Origin of the sequence: Pseudomonas sp. IT-196MI5, assembly GCF_949767415.1 — a bacterium.
Classification (GTDB): domain Bacteria; phylum Pseudomonadota; class Gammaproteobacteria; order Pseudomonadales; family Pseudomonadaceae; genus Aquipseudomonas.
Window position 1 is genome coordinate 1 of record NZ_CATKPZ010000005.1, and the last position, 26,114, is coordinate 26,114.

26 protein-coding genes and 1 pseudogene are annotated in these 26,114 nt (G+C 59.1%); 12 read left to right on the forward strand and 15 right to left on the reverse strand.

Annotated elements, in window-relative coordinates; genetic code table 11:
* The first annotated feature begins 229 nt into the window (after positions 1–229).
* Together ACM6IK_RS03325 and sthA are read left to right on the forward strand one after the other, a co-directional pair.
* Positions 230–1,252 (forward strand): FAD:protein FMN transferase, encoded by a 1,023-nt coding sequence (locus ACM6IK_RS03325; RefSeq protein ID WP_414873146.1) that lies wholly within the window; start codon positions 230–232, stop codon positions 1,250–1,252.
* 207 nt (positions 1,253–1,459) lie between these two features.
* Positions 1,460–2,854 (forward strand): Si-specific NAD(P)(+) transhydrogenase, encoded by a 1,395-nt coding sequence (gene sthA, locus ACM6IK_RS03330; RefSeq protein WP_414873147.1) that lies wholly within the window; start codon positions 1,460–1,462, stop codon positions 2,852–2,854.
* 42 nt (positions 2,855–2,896) lie between these two features.
* Here the strand turns inward: sthA and ACM6IK_RS03335 are convergent, their stop codons facing one another.
* Both ACM6IK_RS03335 and ACM6IK_RS03340 read right to left on the reverse strand, forming a co-directional pair.
* Positions 2,897–3,619 carry a glycerophosphodiester phosphodiesterase gene (locus ACM6IK_RS03335; RefSeq protein ID WP_218428816.1) on the reverse strand — a complete coding sequence of 241 codons (723 nt, stop codon included), beginning with the start codon at positions 3,617–3,619 and terminating at the stop codon, positions 2,897–2,899.
* A 14-nt stretch (positions 3,620–3,633) separates the two neighbouring features.
* A complete protein-coding gene (locus ACM6IK_RS03340) occupies positions 3,634–4,215 on the reverse strand; it encodes a PilZ domain-containing protein (RefSeq protein WP_414873148.1) in 582 nt (193 codons plus the stop codon).
* A 94-nt stretch (positions 4,216–4,309) separates the two neighbouring features.
* Between ACM6IK_RS03340 and ACM6IK_RS03345 the strand changes: the two genes are divergently transcribed.
* The 3 genes from ACM6IK_RS03345 to ACM6IK_RS03355 all read left to right on the forward strand — a co-directional run bounded on the left by ACM6IK_RS03345 (position 4,310) and on the right by ACM6IK_RS03355 (position 7,559).
* Complete coding sequence (locus ACM6IK_RS03345) at positions 4,310–5,560, forward strand: lipoprotein-releasing ABC transporter permease subunit (RefSeq protein WP_115947572.1); 1,251 nt, start codon at positions 4,310–4,312, stop codon at positions 5,558–5,560.
* A 7-nt stretch (positions 5,561–5,567) separates the two neighbouring features.
* The gene (gene lolD, locus ACM6IK_RS03350) at positions 5,568–6,251 is read left to right on the forward strand and encodes a lipoprotein-releasing ABC transporter ATP-binding protein LolD (RefSeq protein ID WP_177323267.1); all 684 of its coding nucleotides are present in this window, start codon (positions 5,568–5,570) and stop codon (positions 6,249–6,251) included.
* Between the two features lie 63 nt (positions 6,252–6,314).
* Positions 6,315–7,559 carry a lipoprotein-releasing ABC transporter permease subunit gene (locus ACM6IK_RS03355; RefSeq protein ID WP_414873149.1) on the forward strand — a complete coding sequence of 415 codons (1,245 nt, stop codon included), beginning with the start codon at positions 6,315–6,317 and terminating at the stop codon, positions 7,557–7,559.
* Positions 7,560–8,055: 496 nt separating this feature from the next.
* On the opposite strand, the gene ACM6IK_RS03360 is transcribed toward ACM6IK_RS03355, so the two are convergent.
* Complete coding sequence (locus ACM6IK_RS03360) at positions 8,056–9,405, reverse strand: heavy metal sensor histidine kinase (protein WP_414873150.1); 1,350 nt, start codon at positions 9,403–9,405, stop codon at positions 8,056–8,058.
* Positions 9,405–10,085 (reverse strand): heavy metal response regulator transcription factor, encoded by a 681-nt coding sequence (locus ACM6IK_RS03365; protein ID WP_007995297.1) that lies wholly within the window; start codon positions 10,083–10,085, stop codon positions 9,405–9,407. Before ACM6IK_RS03365 ends, ACM6IK_RS03360 begins: the two co-directional genes overlap by 1 nt.
* A 155-nt stretch (positions 10,086–10,240) precedes the next feature.
* Here ACM6IK_RS03365 and ACM6IK_RS03370 point away from each other — a divergent pair, with 155 nt between their 5' ends.
* Positions 10,241–10,777, forward strand: a complete 537-nt coding sequence (locus ACM6IK_RS03370) for a plastocyanin/azurin family copper-binding protein (protein WP_414873151.1) — start codon at positions 10,241–10,243, stop codon at positions 10,775–10,777.
* A gap of 61 nt (positions 10,778–10,838) precedes the next feature.
* Positions 10,839–11,669 (forward strand): NADPH-dependent 7-cyano-7-deazaguanine reductase QueF, encoded by an 831-nt coding sequence (queF, locus tag ACM6IK_RS03375; protein ID WP_414873152.1) that lies wholly within the window; start codon positions 10,839–10,841, stop codon positions 11,667–11,669.
* 172 nt (positions 11,670–11,841) lie between these two features.
* Here queF and ACM6IK_RS03380 read toward each other — a convergent pair whose 3' ends face one another.
* Both ACM6IK_RS03380 and ACM6IK_RS03385 read right to left on the reverse strand, forming a co-directional pair.
* Positions 11,842–12,105: a DUF4404 family protein gene (locus ACM6IK_RS03380; protein ID WP_414873153.1), complete on the reverse strand. Its 264-nt coding sequence runs from the start codon at positions 12,103–12,105 to the stop codon at positions 11,842–11,844.
* A gap of 122 nt (positions 12,106–12,227) precedes the next feature.
* Entirely contained in the window at positions 12,228–12,848 is a 621-nt protein-coding gene (locus ACM6IK_RS03385) for an HAD family phosphatase (protein WP_218428823.1), read from the reverse strand.
* A gap of 201 nt (positions 12,849–13,049) precedes the next feature.
* On the opposite strand from ACM6IK_RS03385, the gene ACM6IK_RS03390 reads away from it, so the two are divergent.
* Entirely contained in the window at positions 13,050–13,739 is a 690-nt protein-coding gene (locus ACM6IK_RS03390) for a VacJ family lipoprotein (protein ID WP_414873154.1), read from the forward strand.
* Positions 13,740–13,768: 29 nt separating this feature from the next.
* On the opposite strand, the pseudogene ACM6IK_RS03395 reads toward ACM6IK_RS03390, so the two are convergent.
* A pseudogene (locus tag ACM6IK_RS03395) lies at positions 13,769–13,855 on the reverse strand (PilZ domain-containing protein); the annotation flags it as partial.
* A gap of 276 nt (positions 13,856–14,131) precedes the next feature.
* Between ACM6IK_RS03395 and rssB the strand changes: the two are divergent.
* Positions 14,132–15,313: a two-component system response regulator RssB gene (gene rssB, locus ACM6IK_RS03400; protein ID WP_223549426.1), complete on the forward strand. Its 1,182-nt coding sequence runs from the start codon at positions 14,132–14,134 to the stop codon at positions 15,311–15,313.
* Entirely contained in the window at positions 15,313–15,795 is a 483-nt protein-coding gene (gene rssC, locus ACM6IK_RS03405) for an anti-sigma factor antagonist RssC (RefSeq protein WP_414873155.1), read from the forward strand. The genes rssB and rssC overlap by 1 nt, the downstream gene beginning before the upstream one ends.
* 799 nt (positions 15,796–16,594) lie before the next feature.
* On the opposite strand, the gene tal is transcribed toward rssC, so the two are convergent.
* Positions 16,595–17,521 carry a transaldolase gene (gene tal / locus ACM6IK_RS03410; RefSeq protein WP_414873156.1) on the reverse strand — a complete coding sequence of 309 codons (927 nt, stop codon included), beginning with the start codon at positions 17,519–17,521 and terminating at the stop codon, positions 16,595–16,597.
* Between the two features lie 471 nt (positions 17,522–17,992).
* On the opposite strand from tal, the gene ACM6IK_RS03415 reads away from it, so the two are divergent.
* Positions 17,993–18,367 (forward strand): hypothetical protein, encoded by a 375-nt coding sequence (locus ACM6IK_RS03415; protein WP_414873157.1) that lies wholly within the window; start codon positions 17,993–17,995, stop codon positions 18,365–18,367.
* Between the two features lie 116 nt (positions 18,368–18,483).
* Positions 18,484–19,068, forward strand: a complete 585-nt coding sequence (locus ACM6IK_RS03420; RefSeq protein ID WP_414873257.1) for a hypothetical protein — start codon at positions 18,484–18,486, stop codon at positions 19,066–19,068.
* A gap of 45 nt (positions 19,069–19,113) precedes the next feature.
* Here ACM6IK_RS03420 and ACM6IK_RS03425 read toward each other — a convergent pair whose 3' ends face one another.
* The 7 genes from ACM6IK_RS03425 to ACM6IK_RS03455 form a co-directional block, all read right to left on the reverse strand.
* Positions 19,114–19,563: a mannose-1-phosphate guanylyltransferase gene (locus ACM6IK_RS03425; RefSeq protein ID WP_414873158.1), complete on the reverse strand. Its 450-nt coding sequence runs from the start codon at positions 19,561–19,563 to the stop codon at positions 19,114–19,116.
* Positions 19,564–19,741: 178 nt separating this feature from the next.
* Positions 19,742–20,131 carry a VanZ family protein gene (locus tag ACM6IK_RS03430; RefSeq protein WP_414873159.1) on the reverse strand — a complete coding sequence of 130 codons (390 nt, stop codon included), beginning with the start codon at positions 20,129–20,131 and terminating at the stop codon, positions 19,742–19,744.
* Positions 20,128–22,212, reverse strand: a complete 2,085-nt coding sequence (locus ACM6IK_RS03435; protein ID WP_414873160.1) for a YjbH domain-containing protein — start codon at positions 22,210–22,212, stop codon at positions 20,128–20,130. Before ACM6IK_RS03435 ends, ACM6IK_RS03430 begins: the two co-directional genes overlap by 4 nt.
* A complete protein-coding gene (locus ACM6IK_RS03440) occupies positions 22,209–22,976 on the reverse strand; it encodes a capsule biosynthesis GfcC family protein (RefSeq protein WP_414873161.1) in 768 nt (255 codons plus the stop codon). Before ACM6IK_RS03440 ends, ACM6IK_RS03435 begins: the two co-directional genes overlap by 4 nt.
* Positions 22,973–23,632: a YjbF family lipoprotein gene (locus ACM6IK_RS03445; protein WP_414873162.1), complete on the reverse strand. Its 660-nt coding sequence runs from the start codon at positions 23,630–23,632 to the stop codon at positions 22,973–22,975. The genes ACM6IK_RS03440 and ACM6IK_RS03445 overlap by 4 nt, the downstream gene beginning before the upstream one ends.
* A gap of 13 nt (positions 23,633–23,645) precedes the next feature.
* The gene (locus ACM6IK_RS03450) at positions 23,646–24,758 is read right to left on the reverse strand and encodes a polysaccharide biosynthesis/export family protein (RefSeq protein ID WP_414873163.1); all 1,113 of its coding nucleotides are present in this window, start codon (positions 24,756–24,758) and stop codon (positions 23,646–23,648) included.
* Positions 24,759–25,402: 644 nt separating this feature from the next.
* Positions 25,403–26,092 (reverse strand): WecB/TagA/CpsF family glycosyltransferase, encoded by a 690-nt coding sequence (locus ACM6IK_RS03455; RefSeq protein WP_414873164.1) that lies wholly within the window; start codon positions 26,090–26,092, stop codon positions 25,403–25,405.
* Positions 26,093–26,114: the final 22 nt, after the last annotated feature.

Here is a 26,114-nt window from a genome sequence, read left to right on the forward strand (position 1 = left end):
GAATGTGATGGCCTCTTCGCGAGCAGGCTCGCTCCCACAGGGTTATCAGGTGTACGCAACATCTGCGGGTATCCAAAAATCATTGTGGGAGCGAGCCTGCTCGCGAAGAGGCCCGCCCATGCAACATCGATGTCGCCTGACAGACTGCCATCGCGAGCAAGCTCGCTCCCGCAGTTTCTATCGCATAATGGCGAGCCTCGATGGTGTGTCAGGGGGGGGGCTTCGGGGGATGCAGGATTTGTTGATCTGGCGGATAGGGTGCTTTGTGTTGATCGTCCTGTTGTCTGGTTGCGGCAACAGCGACCCCCTCGAAAGCTTCAGCGGTCCCACCATGGGCAGCACTTATTCGATCAAGTATGTGCGCCACGCCGGCCTGCCGGCGCCGGACGAGGTCCGTGTCCAGGTCGAGCAGATCCTCGCTGACATTGACCGGCAAATGTCGACCTACCGCAGCGACTCGGACATCGAGCGCTTCAATGCGTTGCCTGCCAACGGTTGTCAGGCAATGCCGGCGTCGATCCTCGAATTGGTCCGCGTGGGTGAGCAGCTGTCAGTGCAAAGTGAAGGTTCCTACGATCTGACGGTGGAACCGTTGCTCAACCTCTGGGGATTTGGTCCGCAGGCCCGCGGGGAAAAAGTACCGACCGCTGAAGCGCTGGCCGAAGCTCGCAAGCGGGTCGGCCACGAACACTTGCGCATCGAGGGCGACCGGTTGTGCAAGGACGCCGCGGTCGAGGTCGATTTCAACAGCATCGCTGCCGGTTTCACCGTTGACACGATTGCTGCAAGGATCGAGGAAAAAGGCATCCACGATTACCTCGTCGAAGTCACTGGAGAACTCAAGGCCGCTGGCAAGAAGCCCGACGGCTCGCCATGGCGCATCGCCCTGGAGGAACCTCGGGATGACCGGCAAGTGGCCGAGCGGGTCATTGTTGTCGACGGTTATGGCCTGTCCACTTCCGGCGACTATCGTAATTACTTCGAACAGGACGGCCAGCGTTTTTCCCACACCTTCGATGCGCGCACCGGTGCGCCGGTCTCACACCGTCTGGCATCGGTCACGGTGATTCATCCTTCAGCGTTGATGGCCGATGGCTTATCGACGCTGTTGTTGATTCTTGGTCCTGAGCGCGGTTGGGACTACGCAGAAAAACACGATATCGGCGCATTTTTTGTGATTCGTGCCGATACAGGTTTCGTCACGCGCAGCAGTCACGCTTTTGAACGCCTCAGTGGCGAAAAAACCGAGTGATTGTGGCGATTTGAGCATTGAAAACTGGCGTTGTAGTGCAGGCAAAAGTAGCCTACGACGCGACCAAGGGTTAATGTGCGCGGCGTTGACGCTTCTATAGACTGTGTCCGGGTTCTGCACTGGCCCCAAATTGTTCCTTCATGCCACGCATTGGCGTGATTTAGCCGCAGGTGCCGAGGGTGCTGCGGCCTGTTCTGAGGAGTACGCATGGCTGTCTACAACTACGACGTGGTGGTGTTGGGTTCCGGCCCGGCGGGGGAAGGCGCGGCAATGAACGCCGCCAAGGCAGGGCGCAAGGTCGCGATGGTCGACAGCCGTCGCCAGGTCGGCGGCAACTGCACTCACTTGGGCACCATCCCGTCCAAGGCACTGCGTCACTCGGTGCGGCAGATCATGCAGTTCAACACCAACCCGATGTTCCGGGCCATTGGCGAACCGCGCTGGTTCTCCTTCCCGGACGTGTTGAAAAGCGCCGAGAAAGTCATCGCCAAACAAGTCGCTTCGCGTACCGGCTACTACGCCCGTAACCGCGTCGACGTGTTCTTCGGCACCGGCAGCTTCGCCGACGAGCAAACCATCGAAGTGGTCTGCGCCAACGGCGTGGTCGAAAAACTGGTGGCCAAGCACATCATCATCGCCACGGGTTCGCGCCCGTATCGCCCGGCGGACATCGATTTCCACCACCCGCGTATCTACGATAGCGACACCATCCTCAGCCTCGGCCACACCCCGCGCAAACTCATCGTTTACGGCGCCGGCGTGATCGGTTGCGAATACGCCTCGATCTTCAGCGGTCTGGGTGTATTGGTCGAACTGGTGGACAACCGTGGGCAACTGCTGAGCTTCCTCGACTCGGAAATCTCCCAGGCCCTGAGCTACCACTTCAGCAACAACAACATCACGGTTCGCCATAACGAAGACTATGACCGCGTCGAAGGCGTGGACAATGGCGTGATCCTGCACCTCAAGTCCGGCAAGAAGATCAAGGCCGACGCCTTGCTCTGGTGCAACGGCCGTACCGGCAACACCGATCAGTTGGGTCTGGAAAACATCGGCGTGAAGGTCAACAGCCGTGGCCAGATCGAAGTCGACGAGAACTACCGCACCTGCGTGCCGAACATCTACGGCGCCGGTGACGTGATCGGCTGGCCGAGCCTGGCCAGTGCCGCCCATGACCAGGGTCGTTCGGCCGCGGGCAGCATCGTCGATAACGGTAGCTGGCGTTTCGTGAATGACGTGCCGACCGGCATCTACACCATTCCGGAGATCAGCTCGATCGGCAAGAACGAGCAGGAGTTGACCCAGGCCAAGGTGCCGTACGAAGTCGGCAAGGCGTTCTTCAAGAGCATGGCGCGGGCGCAGATCGCCGGCGAGCCGCAAGGCATGCTGAAGATCCTGTTCCACCGTGAAACCCTGGAGGTGCTGGGCGTTCACTGCTTCGGTTATCAGGCGTCGGAGATCGTGCACATCGGTCAGGCGATCATGAACCAGCCGGGCGAACAGAACACGCTGAAGTACTTCGTCAACACCACGTTTAACTACCCGACCATGGCCGAAGCCTATCGGGTAGCGGCATACGACGGCCTCAACCGGCTTTTTTGAGCGGCTCCGGCCGGTGGCCTGAGCCGGCCGGGGAGACCGATTTCAGCAATTCTCGAGCGTGGCAATGGCCAAACCGGGAAAGTCTGTAATCAGGCTGTCAACGCCGAAGTCGGCGAGCCTGCGCATCAGCGCGGGCTCGTTGACGGTCCACACCGACACATGCAGCCCCTGACGCTGCGCCCTTTGCAGGCGTTCCGGCGTGCACAGGGTCCAGTTCAGCGCCAGGATCTCACAGCCATAGCTGGCCGCGACCTTCAGCGGGTCGAGCCAGGCGTACTCGGCCACCAGCCCGCGGGATACGTCCGGCACCAGTTCCAGCGCCGCCTTGAGCACTTCGCGGGAACTCGAAGTGATCGTCACCTTGTCCATCAGGCCATGACGCTGCGCCATTTCACGAATCGCCAGCACGGTGGTCGCGGCACGCATCCTTGATGCACTTTTGACTTCCAGCTGCCAGTGATCGAAGTCGCATTTCTCGAACAGTTCTTCCAGCGTCGGAATCGGGCACGGCTTGATCCAGCCCGGGCCGCCCTTGCGTGCGTCATAGGTCACCAGTTCGGCCGCCGTGTGTTCGACGACCTTGCCGCGACGGTCCGTGGTGCGTTTGAGGGTCGGGTCGTGAATGACCATCAGCTCGCCATCCATGGACAGGTGCAGGTCCAGTTCGCAGCGACGCACGCCGTGCTTGAGACATTCCTGAAAGCTGGTCAGGGTGTTTTCCGGTGCTTCGCCCTTGGCGCCGCGATGGCCGTAGATGAGGGTCACGGTTCTTCCTTAAATTAATTGCCTGATTCGAGTTGTTCGCGGGCCAGGCGTCGTTGCTGGGCCTGCTTTTGCAAGATGTGGCGGGCCAGCAGTTGGCGCTGGGCGTCGGTCAGGTGTTCGAACTCGGTGCCGACGTCATAGCCATCGCCCTTGCGGTCGCAATGGGTGACGCGAGCGCGCAGCAGCAAGCCCAGGGCTTGCGGCATCAGCACCAGCTTGACCGACAGGTGTGCGCCGGCGGCAATGGGCGTTGGATGCTGAAAGTCGATGCCGCCTTCGGAGATGATCACCGGCTGCGGTTCGCCGATCTGCCCGAGCACTGTCAGAGCGACGACCTGACTCAGCAAATCGATGCGTTTGTTCTGGGATTTGAGGAATGCGGCGGTCGTGCGGTCGCGTTCGCTGAGCTGGCGCAACAGGTGTTGCGACTCGAATTCACTCAGGTGCAGTTCGCTGAGCAAGTTGAAGAGTGGGGAAGCATCCTGCAACACTTCCTGGCCTGTGGCTTCAGCAGCGGACAGGAGCCGAATTTCCAGTGCGATCGTATCCTCGATACGGTAGTATTCGCGGCGATCTTCTTCATCTAATGTCGACATGGCGAACCCATGGTAGCGGCGGTGGTCTGAGTGTAAAGCTGGTTATCGACCCCCGCCACAAGGACGTTCCTTTTCCCTCCGAACAAGCCCCGACATGTTCAGACCTCTCTTCGTATTTATCGGCACGCGTTACACCCGTGCAAAGCGTCGCAATCATTTTGTGTCATTCATTTCCCTGACTTCGATGATCGGGCTCGCCCTTGGCGTGGTCGTGATGATCGTGGTGCTGTCGGTGATGAACGGCTTCGATCATGAGATGCGCACCCGCGTGCTGGGCATGGTGCCCCACGCGACCATCGAGTCCGGCGAGCCGATCAGCGATTGGCAAAGCCTGGCGGCCAAGGTCAAGCAGAACCCGCAGGTGACGGCCGTGGCGCCGTTTACGCAAATGCAGGGCTTGCTGACCAATAACGGCAAGGTCTCGAAAGTCCTGCTCAATGCCATCGATCCGGCGCAGGAGCGTCAGGTGTCGATCATCGATCACTTCATGACCCAGGGAAAACTCGACGATCTGGTGCCGGGTGAGTTCGGCATCGTCATCGGCGACAAGGCGGCGGCCAAGCTCGGTGCCGTGATCGGCGACAAGCTGACCTTCGTCGCCCCGGAAGTCACCGTGACCCCGGCCGGGATGTTCCCGCGCATGAAGCGCTTTACCGTGGTCGGCATTTTCCATGTCGGCGCCGGCGAGCTCGATGGCTATCTGGGCGTCACCAACCTGCAGGATCTGGCCCGGCTGCATCGCTGGAAACCGGATCAGGTCCAGGGCTTGCGCCTGAAGTTCGACGACCTGTTCCAGGCACCGCGCACCGCGTGGAGCATCGCCCGCGATCTCGGCGAAGACCGTTTCTACGCCCGCGACTGGACCCGCACCCACGGCAACCTGTACCAGGCGATCCGCATGGAAAAAGCCATGATCGGCCTGTTGCTGCTGCTGATCGTCGCGGTCGCTGCGTTCAACATCATTTCCACGCTGGTGATGGTGGTGAACGACAAGAAGGGCGACATCGCGATCCTGCGCACCTTGGGCGCCACGCCGGGCACGATCATGCGCACGTTCATGGTGCAGGGCACGGTCATTGGCGTGGTCGGTACCGCGATCGGCGCGGTGGTCGGGATCTTCGCCGCGCTGAATGTCAGTGCCGCGATCTCGGCGCTCGAAGGACTGATCGGCCACAAATTCCTCAACGCCGACGTGTATTTCATCGATTACCTGCCCTCGCAAGTGCAGAGCCAGGACGTCGTGATGGTCTGCTCTGCGGCGTTGGTCCTGAGTTTCCTCGCCACCCTGTATCCAGCCTGGCGTGCCGCGCGCACCCAGCCTGCGGAGGCGCTACGTTATGAGTGAGTCGGGCATGAGTGATAAAGCAATCTTGAGCTGCCGCAGCCTGGGCAAGTCCTACGAGGAAGGCCCGGAGTCGGTGGAAGTGTTGGCCGGCCTGCAACTGGAGTTGCACCCGGGAGAGCGCGTGGCGATTGTCGGCAAGTCGGGCTCGGGCAAAAGTACCTTGCTCAACCTGCTGGGCGGCCTCGATACGCCGACCAAGGGCAGCGTCTGGCTCGACGGCGAGGAACTGTCGGCGCTGAGCGAGAAAAAACGCGGCCTGCTGCGTAATCGCGCCCTCGGCTTCGTGTATCAGTTCCACCACCTGCTGCCGGAATTCACCGCGCTGGAAAACGTCTGCATGCCGCTGCTGATCGGCAAGACCGCGATCCCGGAGGCGCGTCAGCGTGCCACGGCGTTGCTGGAGCGGGTAGGGCTGGGCCATCGCCTGGAGCACAAGCCGGCCGAATTGTCCGGCGGCGAGCGTCAGCGTGTGGCCATCGCCCGCGCCCTGGTGAACACACCGGGCCTGGTGATGCTCGACGAGCCAACCGGCAACCTCGACTCCCACACCGCCCAGGGCATTCAGGACTTGATGCTGGAACTCAGCACCTCGATGCGCACGGCGTTCCTGGTGGTGACTCACGACATGAACCTGGCCCGCCAGATGGACCGCGTCCTGCACCTGCAGGAAGGTTGCCTCACGCCTATCTGATTGGCTGAAACCCGATGCCTGGAAAGGCGTCGGGTCTTTTATTTTTATACGGTGCACCAGCGAATGTTCAGACCGTTATCGATCTTTATCGGCACGCGCTATACCCGCGCCAAGCGCCGCAATCGCTTTGTTTCCTTCATCTCGATGACCTCGATGATCGGCCTCGCCCTCGGCGTGCTGGCGATGATCGTGGTGTTGTCGGTGATGAACGGCTTCCAGCGCGAGATGAGCTCGCGCATCCTCGGCATGGTGCCGCACGCCACCATCGTCGGCGTCAACCCGATTGACGACTGGAAACCCGTGGCAGCGGCCGCGATGAAAAATCCGGAAGTGACGGCAGCGGTGCCGTTCACCGAGATGGAAGGCATGCTGTCCTACAAGGGCACGATGCAGCCCATCCAGGTCAGCGGTGTCGATCCGGCGCTGGAAGGCCAGGTGTCGATCGTCGCCAAGCACATCGTCCAGGGCAGTCTCGAAGCCCTGAAGCCGGGCGAATTCGGTGTGGTGATCGGCGAGATCACGGCGCGCCGCTTCCGCTTGAACGTCGGCGACAAGATCACCCTGATCGTGCCGGAAGTCAGCAATGCGCCGGGTGGCATTACCCCGCGCATGCAACGGCTGAATGTGGTCGGTGTGTTCAAGGTCGGCGCCGAACTGGACGGCACCATGGCGCTGATCCACATGGCCGATGCCGCGCAGATGCAGCACTGGGAGCCGAATCAGGTGCAGAGCGTGCGCCTGGCGGTGAAGGACCTGTATGCCGCGCCGCAGGTGTCGAGCGACATCGCCACGGGGTTGGGCGCCGCCTACAAGGCTGACGACTGGACCCACACCCAGGGCAGCCTGTTCAGCGCAATGAAAATGGAAAAAACCATGATCGGCCTGCTGTTGCTGATGATCGTCGCAGTGGCGGCGTTCAACATCATCGCGACCCTGATCATGGTGGTGAACGACAAGGGTGCGGACATCGCGATCCTGCGTACCATCGGCGCCACCCCACGGCAGATCATGGCGATCTTCATGGTGCAGGGCACCGTGATCGGTATTGTCGGCACTTTGATCGGCGGTGTGTTGGGCGTGATTGCCGCGCTGAACGTCAGCCAGATCGTGGGCTGGATCGAGCGGGTCAGCGGGCAACACATCTTCAGTTCCGACGTGTATTTCGTCAGCAACCTGCCGTCCGAGCTGCAAGGCGCGGATGTGGCCTTGATCTGCACGGCGGGCTTCGTCATGAGCTTCCTGGCCACGGTTTACCCGGCTTGGCGGGCGGCGAAGATCGAGCCGGCTCATGCACTGAGATATTCGTAACCCGTAACACCGCCATCGCGAGCAAGCTCGCTCCCACAGTAGACCGGGTTGAATCACGTACTTGTGAACACCTCAGACCCTGTGGGAGCGAGCTTGCTCGCGAAGAGGCCGGACCTGCCAGCCTCAATGTCCCTTTCGGAAGCCGCTTTCTTCGTAGGAGCTGGCTTGCCAGCGAAGAGGCCGGACCTGCCAGCCTCAATGTCCCTTTCGGAAGCCGCTTTCTTCGTAGGAGCTGGCTTGCCAGCGAAGAGGCCGGTCCTGCCGGCCTCAATGTTCCTTTCGGAAGCCGCTTTCGCTGGCAAGCCAGCTCCTACAGGTGATGTAGGCCAGAACTGTTGGCCTCAATCTCCCACATTAGATCTGAGTCAACTCGGTCAACTGTGGGAGCGAGCTTGCTCGCGAAGAGGCCGGTCCTGCCGGCCTCAATGTTCCTTTCGGAAGCCGCTTTCGCTGGCAAGCCAGCTCCTACAGGTGATGGAGGCCGCAACTGCCGGCCTCATTCCCCCCTTGGCAACTCGATCACAAACCTGGTCCACCCATTCTCCGATTCGCAACGAATCTGCCCGCCATGGGCACGGATGATCGACTGGGTGATCGCCAGTCCCAATCCCGCATGTTCACTGCTGCCTTCACGACGCGCAGGATCGGCCCGGTAAAACCGGTCAAACAGGCGCGGCAATAGATCTTCGGCAATCTGTTGGCCCGTGTTTTCAACGCTCAGGCGCAATTCTTTTGGCTGATCGACGATTCGCACCCGAACCTCGCCATCGGCCGGTGTGAACCGCAGTGCGTTGTCCAGCAGGTTCGACAGCGCTCGCCGCAACATGCTGCGGTCACCTTCGATGCGGGCATTGCCGTCACGACTCAGTTTTACCCGCGCGTCTTCCGCCAGCGGCGCAAAAAACTCCAGCAACAGATCCGTTTCCTGTCCCAACTCCAATGGCTCGCGTTTGGGCATCAGCAACCCATGGTCAGCCTTGGCCAGGTAGAGCATGTCATTGACCAGTTGCGCCATCCATTGCAGCTCTTCGAGGTTGCTGTGCAGCGCCTCGCGATAGTCTTCGAGGGGGCGAGGGCGGGTGAGGGTGACCTGGGTGTGGGTCAGCAGGTTCGACAGTGGCGTGCGCAGTTCATGGGCAATGTCGGCGGAGAACGCCGACAGGCGCTGAAACGAGTCGTCGAGGCGTCCGAGCATGGCGTTGAAGTTGTGGGCCATTTCCGCCAGTTCCGGCGGCATGTTTTCTTCAGGCAACCGCGCGTTCAGCGATTGCGCGGAAACGCCGCTGGCCACCGCACTGATCCGCCGCAACGGGCGCAAGCCGCTGCGTGCCGCCCAGGCGCCCAGCAGTGCGGTGGCCAGGGCTGACAGGCCGACGGTCAGCCAGATCAAACGCTGCATGCGTTGCAGAAAATGCTGATGGTGGGTGATGTCCAGCAGCAGGGTCAGTTGCGGTGACTCGGGTTTGCCCACAAAAAGCGGCGCATTCAGCACGCGGTAATCCATGCCTTCATGGCTCACCGTCGACAATCCGGGCTGGCGCGGCAATGCCTGCGGAATGTTGGTCGAGCTGTCATACCAGCGCTGGCCGTCGCTGCCGGTGATGCGCAGGGGCAGGCCGGCCTGCCGACTCAATTCCTCGGCCAGTTGCACTTCACTGTCGTTCGACTGAAGGTCGTGCAGGGCCCGACGCAAGCCAATCAACTTGCCGACCAGCAGTTGCTGGTCCAGCTCAATGAAGTGCGCCTCGCTGGCGCGGCTGAACAGCACCCCGGCGAACAACGACACCACGGCGGTGCACGCCGCAAACAACAGCGCCAGGCGGCTGCTCAAGGACAGCCGGCGCATCAGGCGGGGCGCTCTTCGAGGACGTAACCCATGCCGCGCACGGTGTGGATCAGTTTGTTGGGGAATTCATCGTCGATCTTCAGGCGCAGACGACGGATCGCCACCTCGATGACATTGGTGTCGCTGTCGAAATTCATGTCCCAGACCTGGGACGCAATCAGCGACTTGGGCAGGACTTCACCCTGGCGGCGCAGGAGCATTTCCAGCAGGGCGAACTCCTTGGCGGTCAGGTCGATACGCTGGCCGCTGCGTTCGACCCGGCGACGGATCAGGTCCAGGCGCAAATCGGCCAGTTGCAGGCTGGTCTCCTGAGGCGTGGCACTGCCGCGACGCAACAGGCTGCGCACTCGCGCCAGCAGTTCGGAGAAGGCAAACGGCTTGACCAGATAGTCATCGGCGCCCAGTTCGAGGCCGTGAACCCTGTCCTCCACGGCGTCACGCGCTGTCAGAAACAGTACCGGCGTGTCCAGGCCGGCGCTGCGCACCGCTTGCAGAATCTGCCAGCCGTCACGACCCGGCAGCATCACATCGAGAATCAGCAGGGCATATTCGCCGCTGAGGGCCAATTGCTGGCCGGTGTTGCCATCGGCCACCAGTTCCGTGTTGAACCCGGCCTCGGCCAGGCCCTGGCGCAGGTAATGGCCGGTTTTCGGTTGGTCTTCGACGATCAGCAGTTTCATGGGCGACTCATGGCAAATGGAACGAACGCTTTATACCGTGGGCGGCGTTCTTACAGGGCAACCTGACAAAGTTGTAATCAGGCTGTCAGGTTGCGGGCAGTGCTGGCAGTTTAGAGTTTTTCCCATGCCGAGCCTTATCTTCTTGGAGTATGACGATGTTTTTACGCAAATCCGTGGCGCAAATCCTGTGTTTGCTGGCGCTGAGTTCACCGGTGTGGGCGGACGTCGGGCATTCCTACGATTTCGGTCAACCGGCCCCGGCGGCCAAGGCGACCCGCAGCGTCGAATTGGTCATGGGTGACATGTCCTTCACGCCGCAGGCCATCGACATCAAGGCCGGGGAAACCGTGCGCTTCGTGCTGGTCAATAAAGGCCAGTTGTTGCATGAGTTCAACCTGGGGGATGCGGCGATGCACGCCAGACACCAGCAGGAAATGCTGCAGATGCAACAGAGCGGCATGCTGATGCCAACCGGCATGAAGGCAATGGACCACGGCAGCATGGCCGGCATGGATCACGGCAAAATGGACCATGGCATGAAGCATGACGACCCCAACAGCGTACTGGTGGAGCCGGGCAAGACCGCCGAGCTGACCTGGACCTTCAGCAAGGCCGCCAGCCTCGAGTTTGCCTGCAACATCCCCGGTCATTACCAGGCCGGCATGGTCGGCAAACTGACTGTCAGTCAGTAAGCACTCAAAGGCGGGAGCAAAGGCTGATAGAATCCGCTGATTCTTCAGTCAGGTTTCCGCCATGCATCCCGCAGCCGAACACTCGCCGCTGGGCAAGTCCAGCGAATACATCGCCACCTACACGCCGTCCTTGCTGTTCCCGATCCCGCGCACCGCGAAGTGGGCCGAACTGGGCCTGACGGCAGAAACCCTGCCGTATAAAGGCGTGGACTTCTGGAACTGCTTCGAACTGTCCTGGCTGCTGCCGTCGGGCAAACCGGTGGTGGCGATCGGCGAATTCAGCATTCCGGCGGATTCGCCGAACATCATCGAATCGAAGTCGTTCAAGCTGTACCTCAACTCCCTGAACCAGACGCCGTTTACCGATGCCGCGAGCCTCGAGGCAACGTTGGCCAAGGATTTGTCGGCGGCTGCCGGCAAGCCGGTGGGCGTGCGCATTCGCAGTCTCAAGGATGTCGAGAGCGAAGGCGTCGTGGCCTTGCCGGGCGTGTGCATCGACGAGCTGGATATCAGCGTCAGCAACTACGAGCATCCCCGGCCGGAACTGCTGCGTTGCGATGATTCGCGCATTGTCGAGGAGAGCGTGCACAGCCATTTGCTCAAGTCCAACTGCCCGGTCACCAGCCAGCCGGACTGGGGCAGCGTGGCGGTGGAGTACCGTGGCGCGGCGCTGGATCACGCGAGCCTGCTCGAATACATCGTCAGCTTCCGCCAGCATTCGGACTTCCATGAGCAGTGTGTAGAGCGGATCTTCCTCGACCTGCAGCGGTTGCTCAAACCGGAGAAACTGACGGTGTATGCACGTTATGTGCGGCGGGGCGGGCTGGATATCAACCCGTATCGCAGTACTGAAGAAGTGCAGCTGCCGAACCATCGCCTGGTCCGCCAGTAACGAAACCCTGTGGGAGCGAGCTTGCTCGCGATGGCTGAGTGTCAGGCGACATTGATGTTGGATATGTCGGCCTCATCGCGAGCAAGCTCGCTCCCACAAGGGATTGCATTGCCAGGCGCAGAAACGAAAAAGCCCTGCTGGCGATAGCAGGGCTTTTTTGCATCAGGTCGGTTCAGATTCCCATGTTGGCCAAGGCCTGCCCGATGTTGCGCAGGGTCCCGGCAAGCGTCGGATGTTCGAGTTCGAAGCGCTCGACAGCCAGGTTGACGCCATCGGCGAGGTTGGAGTCCTGGGTTTTGGTTTCGAGCTCAAGCTTCAACTCGATCTGCCGCATCAGTTCGTGTAACTCGGTGCGTTCGGCTTCGGACAACGGAGGATTCTGGTCCAATTGCTCGCGCAGGGCATTGAGCTGGTCTTGCAGTTCGCGGGCAGGCATGGCGTTCTTCCTTCTATCGATAGGCACTGGCATCGACCAAGGCGGCACGCCAAGGCGGCGCGCCAAAGGTCGATGGCTGACCTTTAGATTAATCCACTCGCGCGCAACCTGCATGATCTCGGTCAGGGCTTTTCGCCCTTGAGCCGACGCAAGCTGATATCGGCCAGGCAGGTGTCGAGTTCACCGAGGTGGTCGATCACCGAATGCACACCCAGGCCGAACAGTTGCATCGTCGCCTTGGCGCGTTTGATGTCGCGCCCCTGCGGGGTCAGCGCTTGCCATTCCTGAGGCGTCAATCCGCACAGCGAGCCGCAGGATGCCAGGCCGATGGTCCACAACCCGGCATTGAGCCCCGCTTGCAGCAGGCGGGGTTCGCCGCTCACCAGTACGCAGCCGTCGAGTCGCTCGACGTTCAAGGTCATCAAGGCTTGCCAGCAGGCATTCGGGGCGGGCCATGGGGTATTTGTTGCTAGATGTTGCGATGGCTTGATCCACTCAGGCAACGCCGCGGCCAGGGATTGGCTCAGGGCAGGGGGCAGCTCATCGAGCCAGGCGCAGGGGATTTTCCGTCGCTGCAAGCTGCGCAGGCTATCCAGTGCGCCGGGTGTGGCCTCGGCATGTTCGGCCGAGTGGCTGCCGTGCCGGCGCGTGTGTGCGCCGAAATCCACCAGGCAGCCACTGAGGCCGAACAGTACGGCGGTCAGGCTGGGTGCGGTTTGGGGCAAGGCTTCGGCGAGTGGCATGTGAACGTCCCTGAAATAGCCTGAAGGCTAGCGAGCGACGGTGACAGTTGAGTGACATGGACGTGAATCGCTCGCATTTGGCACGATTCCTTCAATGTGGATATCGTGCAAAGTGCCTTAAACGGCGTTTACGTCTTATACTTGGCAACTTATTGCCTGGGCCAAGTGCCCGGGCCAGTACAAACCAAGGAGTTTTTTTCTATGCGCTGGAGCAATCATCTAGCCAGGATTAGTGTGTGCGCCAGTGTGATGCTGGTTCCGTTCGTTGCCCAGGCAGCCACGGAAGAGGATCCTTGGGAAAGCGTCAACCGGCCGATTTACAAGTTCAACGATGTGATCGACACCTATGCGCTCAAACCCCTGGCCCAGGGCTACCAGTACATAACACCGCAGTTTGTCGAAGACGGCGTTCACAACTTCTTCAAGAACATCGGCGATGTGCGCAACCTGGCCAACGATATCCTGCAGGTCAAACCTCGCGCCGCAGGTGTTGATACCGCACGAATCATTTTCAACACCACCTTCGGTTTGCTGGGCGTCATCGATGTCGGCACCAAAATGGGCCTGCAGCGCAATGACGAAGACTTCGGTCAGACGCTGGGTTACTGGGGTGTCGGCAGCGGCCCTTACGTGATGCTGCCATTCCTGGGCCCAAGCACCTTGCGTGATGCACCGTCCAAGTACATCGACGGCTATACCGGTGCTTATCGTTACGTAAACGACGTACCTGTGCGTAACTCGTTCTTTGCCCTGGACATCATCGATACCCGTGCCAACCTGCTGTCCAGCGAGAAGCTGATCACCGGCGACAAGTACACCTTCATCCGCAATGCATACTTGCAGAACCGTGAGTTCAAGGTGAAAGACGGTCAGGTTGAAGACGATTTTTGATCGCGACCGGTGAATTGGAAAAAGGGCGGCCCTTGATGGCCGCTTTTTTTGTCTGCGAAGACCCGCATGCGGATGTAATCGCGCTTTTCACTGTAGTCCCGGCCGGTTTGACTCATGGGTTCTAACCTTCCATTGGGTTACGGATTTGCCTGTTCTTATAACTCTCGGTGATTTGACAAATAAAGACGTCAAGCGACCATCTGCGTGAGCTTGAAACGCCCCGCGGATGGGAGTACCGTCTGCGCCTTAGAAGGGCACCTCTGGTGAACATGTGTGTAGGGCAAATGCCCGAAAACGGTGCGACAGAGAGGCTAGAAAGCGAATCCAGTAGTCAGCGCCGGGCCAAAGTCCCCGCCTGCTACGCCAACCTAATTCTGGCGCCGTTTGCCCACATGCGAAAAACCAGTGCCACGCTGCTGATAATCGATGATGACGAAGTAGTTCGCGCGAGCCTCGCCGCCTATTTGGAAGACAGTGGTTTCAGCGTCTTGCAGGCCAGCAATGGCCAGCAGGGCCTTCAGGTATTCGAGCAAGACAAGCCCGACCTGGTCATCTGCGATCTGCGCATGCCGCAGATGGGCGGACTCGAACTCATCCGCCAGGTCACCGAACGGTCGCCGCAAACGCCAGTGATTGTGGTGTCGGGTGCGGGCGTGATGAACGACGCGGTCGAAGCCCTGCGCCTGGGCGCAGCGGACTACCTGATCAAGCCTCTCGAAGATCTGGCCGTGCTCGAGCACTCCGTGCGCCGGGCCCTGGATCGTGCGCGCCTGTTGCTGGAGAACCAGCGCTACCGCGAGAAGCTGGAGAAGGCCAACCGCGAGCTCGAAGCCAGCCTGAACCTGCTCCAGGAGGACCAGAACGCCGGTCGCCAGGTGCAGATGAACATGCTGCCGGTCAGCCCCTGGACCATCAACGAGTTCAAGTTTGCTCACCAGATCATCCCGTCGCTGTACCTGTCGGGTGATTTCGTCGACTACTTCCGGGTCGACGAGCGCCGGGTCGCCTTTTACCTGGCGGACGTTTCCGGTCATGGCGCCTCTTCAGCCTTCGTCACCGTGCTGTTGAAGTTCATGACCACGCGCTTGCTGTTCGAATCCCGGCGCAGCGGCACCTTGCCGGAATTCAAGCCTTCAGAGGTACTTGGTCATATCAACCGGGGCCTGATCAGTTGTAAGCTGGGTAAACACGTCACAATGGTCGGTGGAGTCATCGACGAGGAGACCGGTTTGTTGACCTATAGCATCGGCGGTCATCTGCCGTTGCCAGTGTTGTACACGCCAGACAGTGTTCGATATCTGGAAGGGCGTGGTTTGCCGGTGGGTCTCTTCAACGAAGCCACCTACGAAGACCACGTGCTGGAACTGCCACCGACGTTCAGCCTGACGCTGATGTCTGACGGTATTCTGGACCTTTTGCCAGAACCCACACTCAAAGAAAAAGAGGCGGCGTTGCCCCAACGGGTCAAGGCTGCGGGCGGCACCCTGGATGGGCTGCGGCAGGTTTTTGGATTGGCCACGCTAGGGGAGATGCCGGATGATATCGCCCTGTTGGTGTTGAGCAGGAATCTTTGATGAGTACTGGTAGAATCCAGTTCGCCGAGCAGGACGGCACCTTCGTTCTCAAGTTCGTCGGTGAAGTTCGCCTGACCCTGTGTTCGGCCTTGGATGCGACTATAGAGAAAATCTTCACCGCGAAGAATTTCAACGCGATCGTGATCGATTTGACCGAAACCCGCAGCATCGACAGCACCACCCTGGGCCTGCTGGCCAAACTGTCGATCCTGTCGCGGCAACAGGTCGGCCTGCTGCCGACCGTCGTCACCACCCACGAAGACATTACCCGTCTGCTGCAGTCCATGGGCTTCGAACAGGTGTTCAACATCGTCGACCAGCCCGTACCCTGCCCGGAATGCCTGGACGACCTGCCAGACCAGGATCAGTCCGAAGAAGTGGTGCGGATCAAAGTGCTCGAAGCGCACAAAATCCTCATGGGCCTGAACGACACCAATCGTGAAGCGTTCCATGATCTGGTGAATGCGCTGGAGCGCAATTGATCCCCTGAAGTGATGTGGGCCTTGTCTGGCCCCATCGCGAGCAGGCTCGCTCCCACAGGTTTTCCGTTCAGCACACGACCTCGGCCGTCCCGCAAATCCCTGTGGGAGCCAGCCTGCTCGCGATGGCGGTGGACCAGCCAGCGAAGATGTTGAAGCTGACGGCCCCATCGCGAGCAAGCTCGCTCCCACAGGTTTTCCGTTCAGCACACGACCTCAGCCATCCCGCAAATCCCTGTGGGAGCGAGCTTGCTCGCGATGGCGGTGGACCAGTCAGCGAAGATGTTGAAGCTGACGGCCCCATCGCGAGCAAGCTCGCTCCCACAGGTTTTTCGTTCAGCACACGATCTCAGCCAGCCTACAAATCCCTGTGGGAGCGAGCTCGCTCGCGATGGCGGTGGACCAGCCAGCGAAGATGTTGAAGCTGACGGCCCCATCGTCGGAACGCCGCCCGGAGCAAGCTCGCTCCCACAGGTTTTTCGTTCAGCGCACGACCTCAGCCAGCCCACAAATCCCTGTGGGAGCGAGCTTGCTCGCGATGGCGGTGGACCAGCCAGCGAAGATGTTGAAGCTGACGGCCCCATCGCGAGCAAGCTCGCTCCCACAGGTTTTCGTTCAGCACACGACCTCAGCCATCCCACAGGTTTTTCGTTCAGCACGCGATCTCAGCCGTCCCGCAAATCCCTGTGGGAGCGAGCTTGCTCCGGGCGGCGTTCCGACGATGGCGTCCGCAAGAACCCCCGCATCAAAAAAAAGGGCGAACCCACCAAGGTTCGCCCTTTTTGCATTACATCAACTCAGATCACAGCTTGGCCTGCAACAACGCCTCAAGCTTCTCCTGATCCCGCGCGAACTGGCGAATGCCTTCAGCCAGCTTCTCGGTCGCCATCGCATCTTCGTTGGACAACCAGCGGAACTGCGCCTCGTTGAGGCTCAGGCGCGCTTCACCGGCATTGCCCGGTACCAGCTTGCGTTCCAGCTTGCCGGTATCTGCCGCCAGTTTGTCGATCAGGTCCGGGCTGATGGTCAGGCGGTCGCAGCCGGCCAGTTGCTCGATCTGGCCCAGATTGCGGAAGCTCGCCCCCATGACCACGGTCTTGTAGTCATTGGCCTTGTAGTAGTTGTAGATGCGTGTCACCGACTGCACGCCCGGATCATCGGCACCGGTGTAGTCGTTGCCGTTGGCTTTCTTGTACCAGTCGTAGATGCGGCCTACGAACGGCGAAATCAGGAACACCCCGGCATCGGCGCAGGCGGCTGCCTGGGCGAAGGAAAACAGCAGGGTCAGGTTGGTCTGGATGCCTTCCTTCTCCAGGATCTCGGCAGCGCGGATGCCTTCCCAGGTGGAAGCGACCTTGATCAGCACGCGGTCGCGGCCAATACCGGCCTTGTCGTACAGCTCGATCAGGCGATGCGCACGCTTCAACACGGCGTCAGTGTCGAACGACAGGCGCGCATCCACTTCGGTGGAAATACGGCCCGGGATCACTTTCAGGATTTCTTGCCCCACGGCCACGCCAAAACGGTCGCTGGCCAGGCCCACATCACCCTTGCAGTCATTGACGCAAGCGTTCAGCAGCTCGGCATACGCCGGAATGGCCGCGGCCTTGAGCAGCAGGGAAGGGTTGGTGGTGGCGTCCACGGGTTTAACGCGAGCGATCGCTTCGAAGTCGCCGGTGTCGGCAACCACGGTGGTCATTTGTTTAAGTTGTTCCAGCTTGGAAGTCATGGGCGTGCTCTGTCCTATGGGTCTGATGACATTACCCGAGCGCTGACAGCCACTCAAGGGTACGTACGTGTATCAATGCCCCTTGCGGCAACAACCTGAAAACAGGTGTTTGAAAGGTGGGGCGCGGTATCGATAAATAGGATGCCAGGCAGGCTCACAGGTTCAACCGATCTGACGGTCAGCGCCTTGCAATCAGCTCGTCTGCCCCCTGAACCCTCTGATAACGCTCGCCGCACCTTGCGTGCAATTACCGATATCGTTGAAGTCTATATAGTTCGATTACAGGCTCAATTATTGTTATAAAAAGTCAATTAATACACTGGCAAAGTTAGTCTTCGCGCTAACAAGTGTAATGTTATTTAACAGACGTTTTGATCGTTAGAATACGTCCAGTACATACATTAAATAAAGTGTAATGTAATAATCGGAATTGTGTGTTTGTAGCAATAACTTCACAGCGTGAAGAGGACTATGTTTTTGGATGCGTTTGATGATTTGATGCTTGGCTACGCACTAAAAAAATTGACCGACGTGTTTGAAGAAATCGAGGAGGTTTCGAAAAACACCGCATCGGACAAGGCAACGTGCGTGTTGGGTATCAGACAATCCAAAGCCGCAAAAAAAATCCCCGTCTGGCTGGGGCGTCTGAGAGGCAACACCCCTTATCAAGTCACGCATGCTCTGATCGATCAGATGCACGCCTCTCGAAAACTCGACCGCGACCTGCGCTTCGCGGCACAAGCTGCCTTGCTTGAAGCCCTGATAGAGGACGGACTGGCAATGCACATCGCGAGCTATTCGGTGATTGTCGTAGAGAATCGTCTGAAGTGCTTTCTGGATCGATGAGCGTTGTACCTACTGAACACGCGCCCAGTGCCCATTGCACTGGGAAACTGCACGAGGCGTGAGGAAGTAGATTGGTGTCAAAACTGTACATCGCACAATACGCCGGCATCACCGTCATGCTTCCAGCGGCCATGGTCGTCGCCGGTTGGCTGTGGAGCATGGCATCCAGAAAACTCGCCCTTTTATGGCTAGGCGTACTGTTCGTAGCCTATTTCGTCGTCGGTCTCAGTAAGCTGCTGTTCAAAGGCTGGGGAATCGGCCTGGAAAGCCTGAATATCGCGGTCATCAGCGGCCACGCGATGAACGCCTGCCTGGTGTCGACCGTGGTCCTGAGTTTGCTATTGCGCCAACTGGATCATCGGCTTCGATGGCTGGCGCTGGGGGCAGGGCTGCTGTCGACCTGGTGGTTCAGCGTCCAGTATGTCGGGCAGACCATTCATCCTCTGCCGGAAGCGATTGCCGGGGCGGTCGTGGGGTCGGCCGCGGCGTGCATATTTCTTTTCAGGCTGGAGCGAAAGGAAATCCGCAAAATTCCCCGCACGGCCCTCATGCTAGGGCTCGCGGTTATCATGCTGAGTACGAGTCTTCCAAAATATACCGCCGAGAGGCTCTTGAACTCTTTCGCCGTCACTCTTTCGGGGGCAGGAAAGGCATTCATGCAGCCTCACTGGCGCACTCGCGGAGAATCGTCAAGGTTGTAGCTTTTGCTTCGGTTGTGAGTTCTGGCGAAGTGGCGTCACCAGGACTCACGACTGTTTTTTCTCTTCGATCCGATCCAGCAGCTCTGCAGTTTTTTTCTGCATCAGTGCTATATCGCCACGACTCTCAACCTTCAACAGGATCTCGCTCTGCGCTGGGCAGATCTTGAAGCGCCACTCAGTGAACGTCAGGCTCAGGCCGTCGCTGTCATCCACATCCAGTGCTTCACTGGCATACAGGGCCCGCAAGTACTCGAGTAGCGCAACGGGATTGCCGACCGTGCGCCGAATATCACCCGAGGAAGGAAAGAGCCCGATGCGCTCCACCAACAACTTTGGCTGTGGGGTGATCGTGGGGGGAGTACTTTCGTGCGTCCGCAACCAGGCCATCAATCCACTGTTGCCTTCGGTGAACTTCTGCCCGAAAACCATATTGCCCGGTGCAAAAGGGTCCAGCGATTTATAGACGGATTCGATCGGTGATCCGGAAGCGTTCATAGTGATCTGCCTTGAAAAAGTTTATGGCCGCTCAAAAAATGCGGCACCCAAGAGCAAAAAAAATACCGTTTACAGGCCTTTCTTATACAAAACCGCATAACAAAAATGGGGTGCGTCGATTCAGTGCCTTGATGTTTTCAGGCGTGTTGTCGTTATGCTCACGGGGCAAGCCATCGTCTTAAGTGTCCGGGAGCTCAGCGGACTGTTGGACGGGCTGCACCCAGCGCCACGCAATCAAGCCGAGCAATACGCCGACAGCATTGGCCAAGGCGTCGTAAGGTGATGCCGTGCGCAGCGGCATCAGTGCTTGTGCATATTCGATCAGGATCCCCGTCAGCAGACAGCCCAAGGCAATCCAGTGCGCCTTGACCCGCTGGAAGGCCAGCCGGCAACTAAAAGACAACATGAAAAAACCAACCAGGTGATGCAGCTTGTCTTCCTGGGCAAAAGCTTCGGGAACCGGTTGCGCTCGCAAAGCGGCGGTCAGCAACACCACACTGACGCAGATGAAAAACAGCGTGCGTATGCTTTGGGAAAGTTGCGTGACACCCAGGAGTAACGACCTCATTCGGTGATTTTCTCAAAGTTCTTATAGAACGCATCTTTGTCGCGGCCATTGGTCATTGTGTACAGCGAATACTGGCGGTTAAGACGCGCACCACCATCGCGGGTCAAAGGAGCCCAGATCAGATTGGCACGACGCATCGTGGAAACGCTCATCAACTCGTCGAAGGGGACCGAAATATAGATACCCTTGTCGAAACTGCCCTCGCCGAACTCTTCTGCCGAGGCCGTGGTGCGGGTGACCCAGCCACCGAACTTCACGCCGTTACTGAACTCATGCGACACATCAAACGTGGCACCCCAATCGCGCGCCAGGTAACGCCCAACGCTGACCGCCCCCTGCAATTCGAACGGCAGTTCGGTATAGGTGGTGATGTGACCGGTCATGGTCTTGTAATCGCGCAGACCAAAACCCTGGTCGAAGTCACGCTGGCGTACATAGTTCAAATCGGCGCCCAGGGCCCAGCGCTCGCCCATCGGGCGGTACAGCAATTCACCGCCAACCCCGGCGAACATTGACTCCAGATAACCGCCATACACCATGCCAAACAAGTCTTGATCCAGCTGCTTGGCATGGTTGAGCTGAAATGTCGGCATCGTTACATCAGAGGTGATGACGTACTTGCGCAAGTCGGTCCGCACGCGGGGCAGGTTGCTCGGCGCGTCGTACGTGAACTTGTCAAAGTTGTTCAGCAGATTGGTGCTGATGACCCCGCTCGTCCAGGTGCTGCGGGTAAAGCGGTATTCTGCGTCCACATCAGCGGTCAACTGGTACAGCAAACCGTCAGGACCACCAACGTTTTGCTTGTAACCCAAGCCGATACCATAGGTAAAACGCTCGAGGGCCTGGGAGTACAGCGTGTTTTCAACGTGTGGCGTGGCCCGGTTCAATTCGGTGGTGCGGTGCAGGTCTGCAAGGTCTTGTTGGTTATTCACCACGGCCCGGAAGGTGTCGCGCGGCACACTGACTTCGTCCACAGGCATGTCGTAACGCTTGTTCACCATCGTGAACCAGTCGATGTCGTCATTCGCGCTGTTGTCCAGAATCCGGCTGGCCCGGCCCACGCCTTTGGCGGAGTAGAAATAGCGCGACTGCTCGCCATACACAATCAGCTCGGAATCGCGCTGAGCAATACGCTCGACCTTATAACCTGCGTTGTTTTCCAGTCGTTTGGAAACCCCCGCCCAGTCGACCTGATCGAGCGGCGTGGTGGGCTCGCGTGCCGGCAGCGCTTCGACAGCGGGGTCGTAGCGTTTGGCCGGCGCCTTGCGGCTGGTGAAGTTGGTGTGAAAAGTAATACCGAACAACGCGGTGTTGCCGCGCTCCCAACCGGCGCTCAAATCGACTGAGTCAGTTAGCTTGAACACCGCCCCGATGTTGATGGGCGAGTCCTGCTTCAGGCTATTGTTCAGCGGCTCGTGCTCGTAGTCGTTACCGTCGAACTCGAATTTCAGGCTCAAGGGCGCCCAGGGCGTCTGATAGGCCACGCCGCCAAACAACGAGGGCGAGCCTCGAAAATACGAGTTGGTATTGACGTTGCCCGCGTCCGCGCCCGTGTTTACCGGGCGTGTATCAAAGCGCTCATCAAGGTACCCCAGCGGGTTTTTGTAATCGCCGCGGTTACCGATGTAGCCCCAAGCAACGCCCAGGCTGAAATCCAGATCGTAGTAACGTTTGTTCGCCACGAAGTATTCGCTGGAGAACAGGCCGGTACCTCCGACATCCCGAAAGCCGAGCGCGACCTCGGGCAACCAGTGGCTTTCTTGCCAGAGGCGGGCTTTGACATCGACCGCCTTGTCTTTATAACTCTGGTTGCCACTGAGTGATTCGGCCCCGTATTTACGGTCGCTGATAGCGGTATAACGAAAGCTGCCTTCCAGCCAGTCAAGGGGCTGTATTGAAATGCTATAGCGCGAGTATGGGTCGGTCCGGTTGGCGTTCAGGCTGAATTCGCCGGCGGGCGCCATCCGTGCGGTGGGGGTTTGCAGCAAGCCCACGCCACCGAAATCATTCTGGGTAAAACGCGGCTCTCCATGAGCCAGGCTGTAGGGCAACAACACTACGGCGGCAAAACGTAACTTCAAGGGGCCACCTCGGGCAGCGGTTGGGTGGCGAGAAACTGGGCAAGCTGCTCGTTCAAGTCGGGTGTGGGCAGGTCCGGATCATCGTTGCGCACGGGCACCAGAATGGTGCTGCCCGCGGCGGCAAACACCCCGTCTTCGTTGTTCCAGGCGGCGTTGCCGACTCGCCTGACCTGGCCATCGGGCTGAATCAGCCACAGGTAATCGGCATCTGCGTCGGTCGTCGGCAGACAACTCTTGAGATATTCCTGGACGGGCTGCAGGGCGCGATAAGGCAGCGCGCAGGGTTGTTCAACGGCGCCCACCACAGTGACCGTAGTCGGGCGTACAGGGTAAGTCAGCCGGTCGCCGTCACTGAGCGAGTAATTGCGGGCGAACGCAACCTCCAGCGCCACAGGGTCGAGCACCGCGACTCTGCGGCCGGTAACGGGCAGTCGACTGACCTCTTCCAACAGGCGCGCAGCCAGGGCTGCAAGGCTGCTTTTTTCTTCAAGCAAAGCCCCACGTTGCAGCAATTTCAGATCGAACAGCACACCGGCTTTAAGGCGGATTTGCTGCTCCACCAGTGGCTGGTGCAGCCAGGCGGCGGCCAGCCAGTAACTTTCCGCGTTCGGGCGTCCCTGGCTGACGGCGTCGAGCAAGCGTGCACCTGGCACGAATGCGAAGGATCCGGGGTTTTTTACATCACCCGTGACCGTGACAGCGGCCTGAGTCATCGCAGAACTGGCCAGCAACAGGCAAGCCGACAGCGTTTTCGAATATCTCATCGAGCCGTCTCCCGGTCAGGGCGCAATTGCACAATCTTCAAGAAAAGGTCCGGCGTCAGATGTTGTTCGCTCTGCAGGATCAAGCCATCGTCAGGCCTGACCCAAAAACGGTTGGTGGCCTTGAATCCCAGCTCAGGGATGTCGATGCGTTCGTCTATGCGCTGCAACGCATAATCCTTGTCCAGGATGGTGACGGTTTCGATGGCCTGCCGACTGAAACGACTGTTGACCGCCATTCCGACCCGCGGCCCCTGATAGACATCTATCCAGCGGGTACTGCTGTAGCCATCGGGCAATCGCTGCAGGCCAAGCTTGAACGGCGACTCGCCGTCGAAGCGCGTGCCATCGAGATTGATGCTCAGGCCGACGCTGCGCACGACCAGTCCGTCGCGCATCAACAGCACCTGTTTGCCGGAGGCGACCCAGAACTCCAGGTCGCCCTGCTGGCGCAGCTTGGCCAACACACCGTCGCTTACGTCCGTGGTGACCTTGATCTGCGCATAGGGCAAGGCCTCCACTTGCGCCGCCGTCAATTCCAGCGACGGGGCGCCCTGTGTGGAGGCTTTAAAGGTATCCAGGGACGCCTGCATCAACGGATTGCAGCCACACAGCAGTAAACCCACCGCCAGGCACGAGCTGTTACGCAAAGTTTTCAAAGCGGCTCAAACCTTATCGACTGCTGGCTTCACTGAGATTGTTTGTGGCGGCTGCGCCGGTACCCAGGACAGCGGCCGAAGGCAGCAACTGGCTGATCAAGCGGTTCCAGCGGGTCACGCCTGCAGGGCCGACGTAGACAATGTCCTGGGGGTGCAGATCGAAGCGGCTGGCGAGAGCAAACGCGGTAGGCGATTCGGCGTCCAGTTGAAAGACTTTTGCCGGCTCGGTTTCAAGGTTCTCGGCACCGCGAATGACATACAGCGCATTGCCGTTGGAGGTGGCCTGGTTCAGTCCACCGACTGTTCCGACCGCATCCGCCAGATTCATCCGATTGATTTTGAACGTGAGCGCCCGAGGCTGATTGACCTCGCCCATGACGTAAATCTTTTTCCGGTCGTTGTAGGGCAGGTACAGCTGATCGCCGTCTTTCAAATAGACGTTATGCAACACCGAGCCTTTGCCGTTGAGCGAGTCCAGGTCGAGCGGATACTCACGTCCGTCCCGGGTCAGTGTCAGGCCGGCAAGGTCGGCATTCAACGGATCGACAGTAGCAGTGCCCATGGCTTCGACGACACTGAGCGGCGAAGTGGTAATGGGTTGTTGACCGGCTTTCAAAATGGCACCGGAAATGACGACTTTCTGACTGGCAAAGCGCAAAACACTCAAGTCAACCTGGGGGCTGTCGACGAACTGAGTCAGGCGCTCGGCAATAAAACCGCGAAGCTCCTCGATGGTTTTGCCGGCGGCATGAATATTACCGATATAGGGGTAAAACATGGTGCCGTCCGGACGTACCAGGCGACCGTTCGCATCAATCTGCTGTTGTGCACCCGATGGCGCAGTCAACTCCGGATGGTCCCACACGGTGATGTACAGCACATCATTGGCGCCAATCCGGTAAGCCCCTGGCTTGTACGCCAGCAACTCGGCGGGCACCGAGGCTTGCACTTTTGTCGCCGCGTTCTGGGCAATCAGTTTGGGCGTTATCGGAATCAACTCGATCCGAGTGCTTTCCGGTGAGCCTTCACGGCCAACCTGGCTGGTATCCAGGTGTTGACCAGGCGAGAACATACAGCCCTGCAGGGCAACACCTGCAAGCACAGCGAGCGACAAACTACGAATCATGATTGAGGACACTTGTGGAGGGAACACATCAGAACGAAACCACCCGGATTGCTCCGGGTGGTAGAAGGCTAACGACCCGGCGGTGCGCTTAGCGAGTACCGGTGGTGCCAGTGGTGCCGGTAGTGCCAGTAGTGCCGCCATTGCTGCTTCCGCCACTGGATGACAGTGCAGCGACTCCGCCTACAATCACGGCGCCGAGGCCGAGCGCAGACTCTGTGCTCAGGTTGCCCACGAGAGGGGTGGGTTGATTCAAAGAAGCGTTTGCTGCGGGTTTTGCTGGTGTGCCTGGTGCAGAAGACCCAGTGGAAGGCTCAGCGGCGAAAACGGAGGCACTTAAAGAAAGCATTAGCGCGGAAGCAAGTAGTTTGGTCATGGTAGATTCCTTTTTGATGCATCGTCGGTATTGGCGGTGAAACTGAGAAGCGAGTGTGCAAGGCCAAAAACTCTGAGCGTCCAGTAACGTTAAGGATAGTGTCGATTCGAACTCGATGAGAGCGGACCTCTGGGTCATTCCTCAGTGAGACTTATCTTGCGATCATTGCCTTAAGAATACCTGTGTAGGACGCCTGACAGGCCTGACGATTTATAACGCAGCCCGCTGTTTTTAACATTGCTCGGCCACGCTACGAACGTGGCGAAGATATTCAAGACCGCTTGAGCTTTTCTTTGATGAGTAACCAGGCGAATTTGCTGTTGGTGGTCAAGTAACGCTTCCACATCCTGCCGGGTTCCTGGATAACGCGGTACAGCCATTCCAGCCCGTACGTCTGCATCCATTGCGGCGCGCGTTTTACCTTCCCTGCGACCACATCGAACGTTCCGCCCACCCCCATGACAAAAGTGACACCCAACTGATCGCGCCAGCGGTTGATGAAATTTTCTTTCATCGGCGAGGTGATGGCGACGAACAGCAGCTGCGCACCTGAAGCCCGAACCTTCTCGACCAGTGCGGCTTCGTCGTCCCAGAAATAGCCATGGTGATACCCGGCGACTTTGAGCCCTGGGTAAAGCGCCTTCACCTTGCTGGCGGCGGTGGAAACGACGTCGTCCTTGGCGCCTAACAAGAACACCGAAAATTGGTTAGCCGCGCTCATCTCCAGCAACTCATGAAACAGGTCGACACCCGCGACACGTTCAGGCACTGAGTGGCCGAGAAAACGGGCACCCAACACCACACCCATACCGTCGATATTAATGATGTCACAAGAACGAACGGATTCGCTCAACTGAGGGTCGTCGCGCATGTTTACAATCTTGGCGACATTCACTACCACGTGCTGGGTGAACTGGCCGGCAGCAATCGCGCTTCGAATTGTCTCGACGGTGTTGTCCATGGAGGCAACATCCATGGGACAG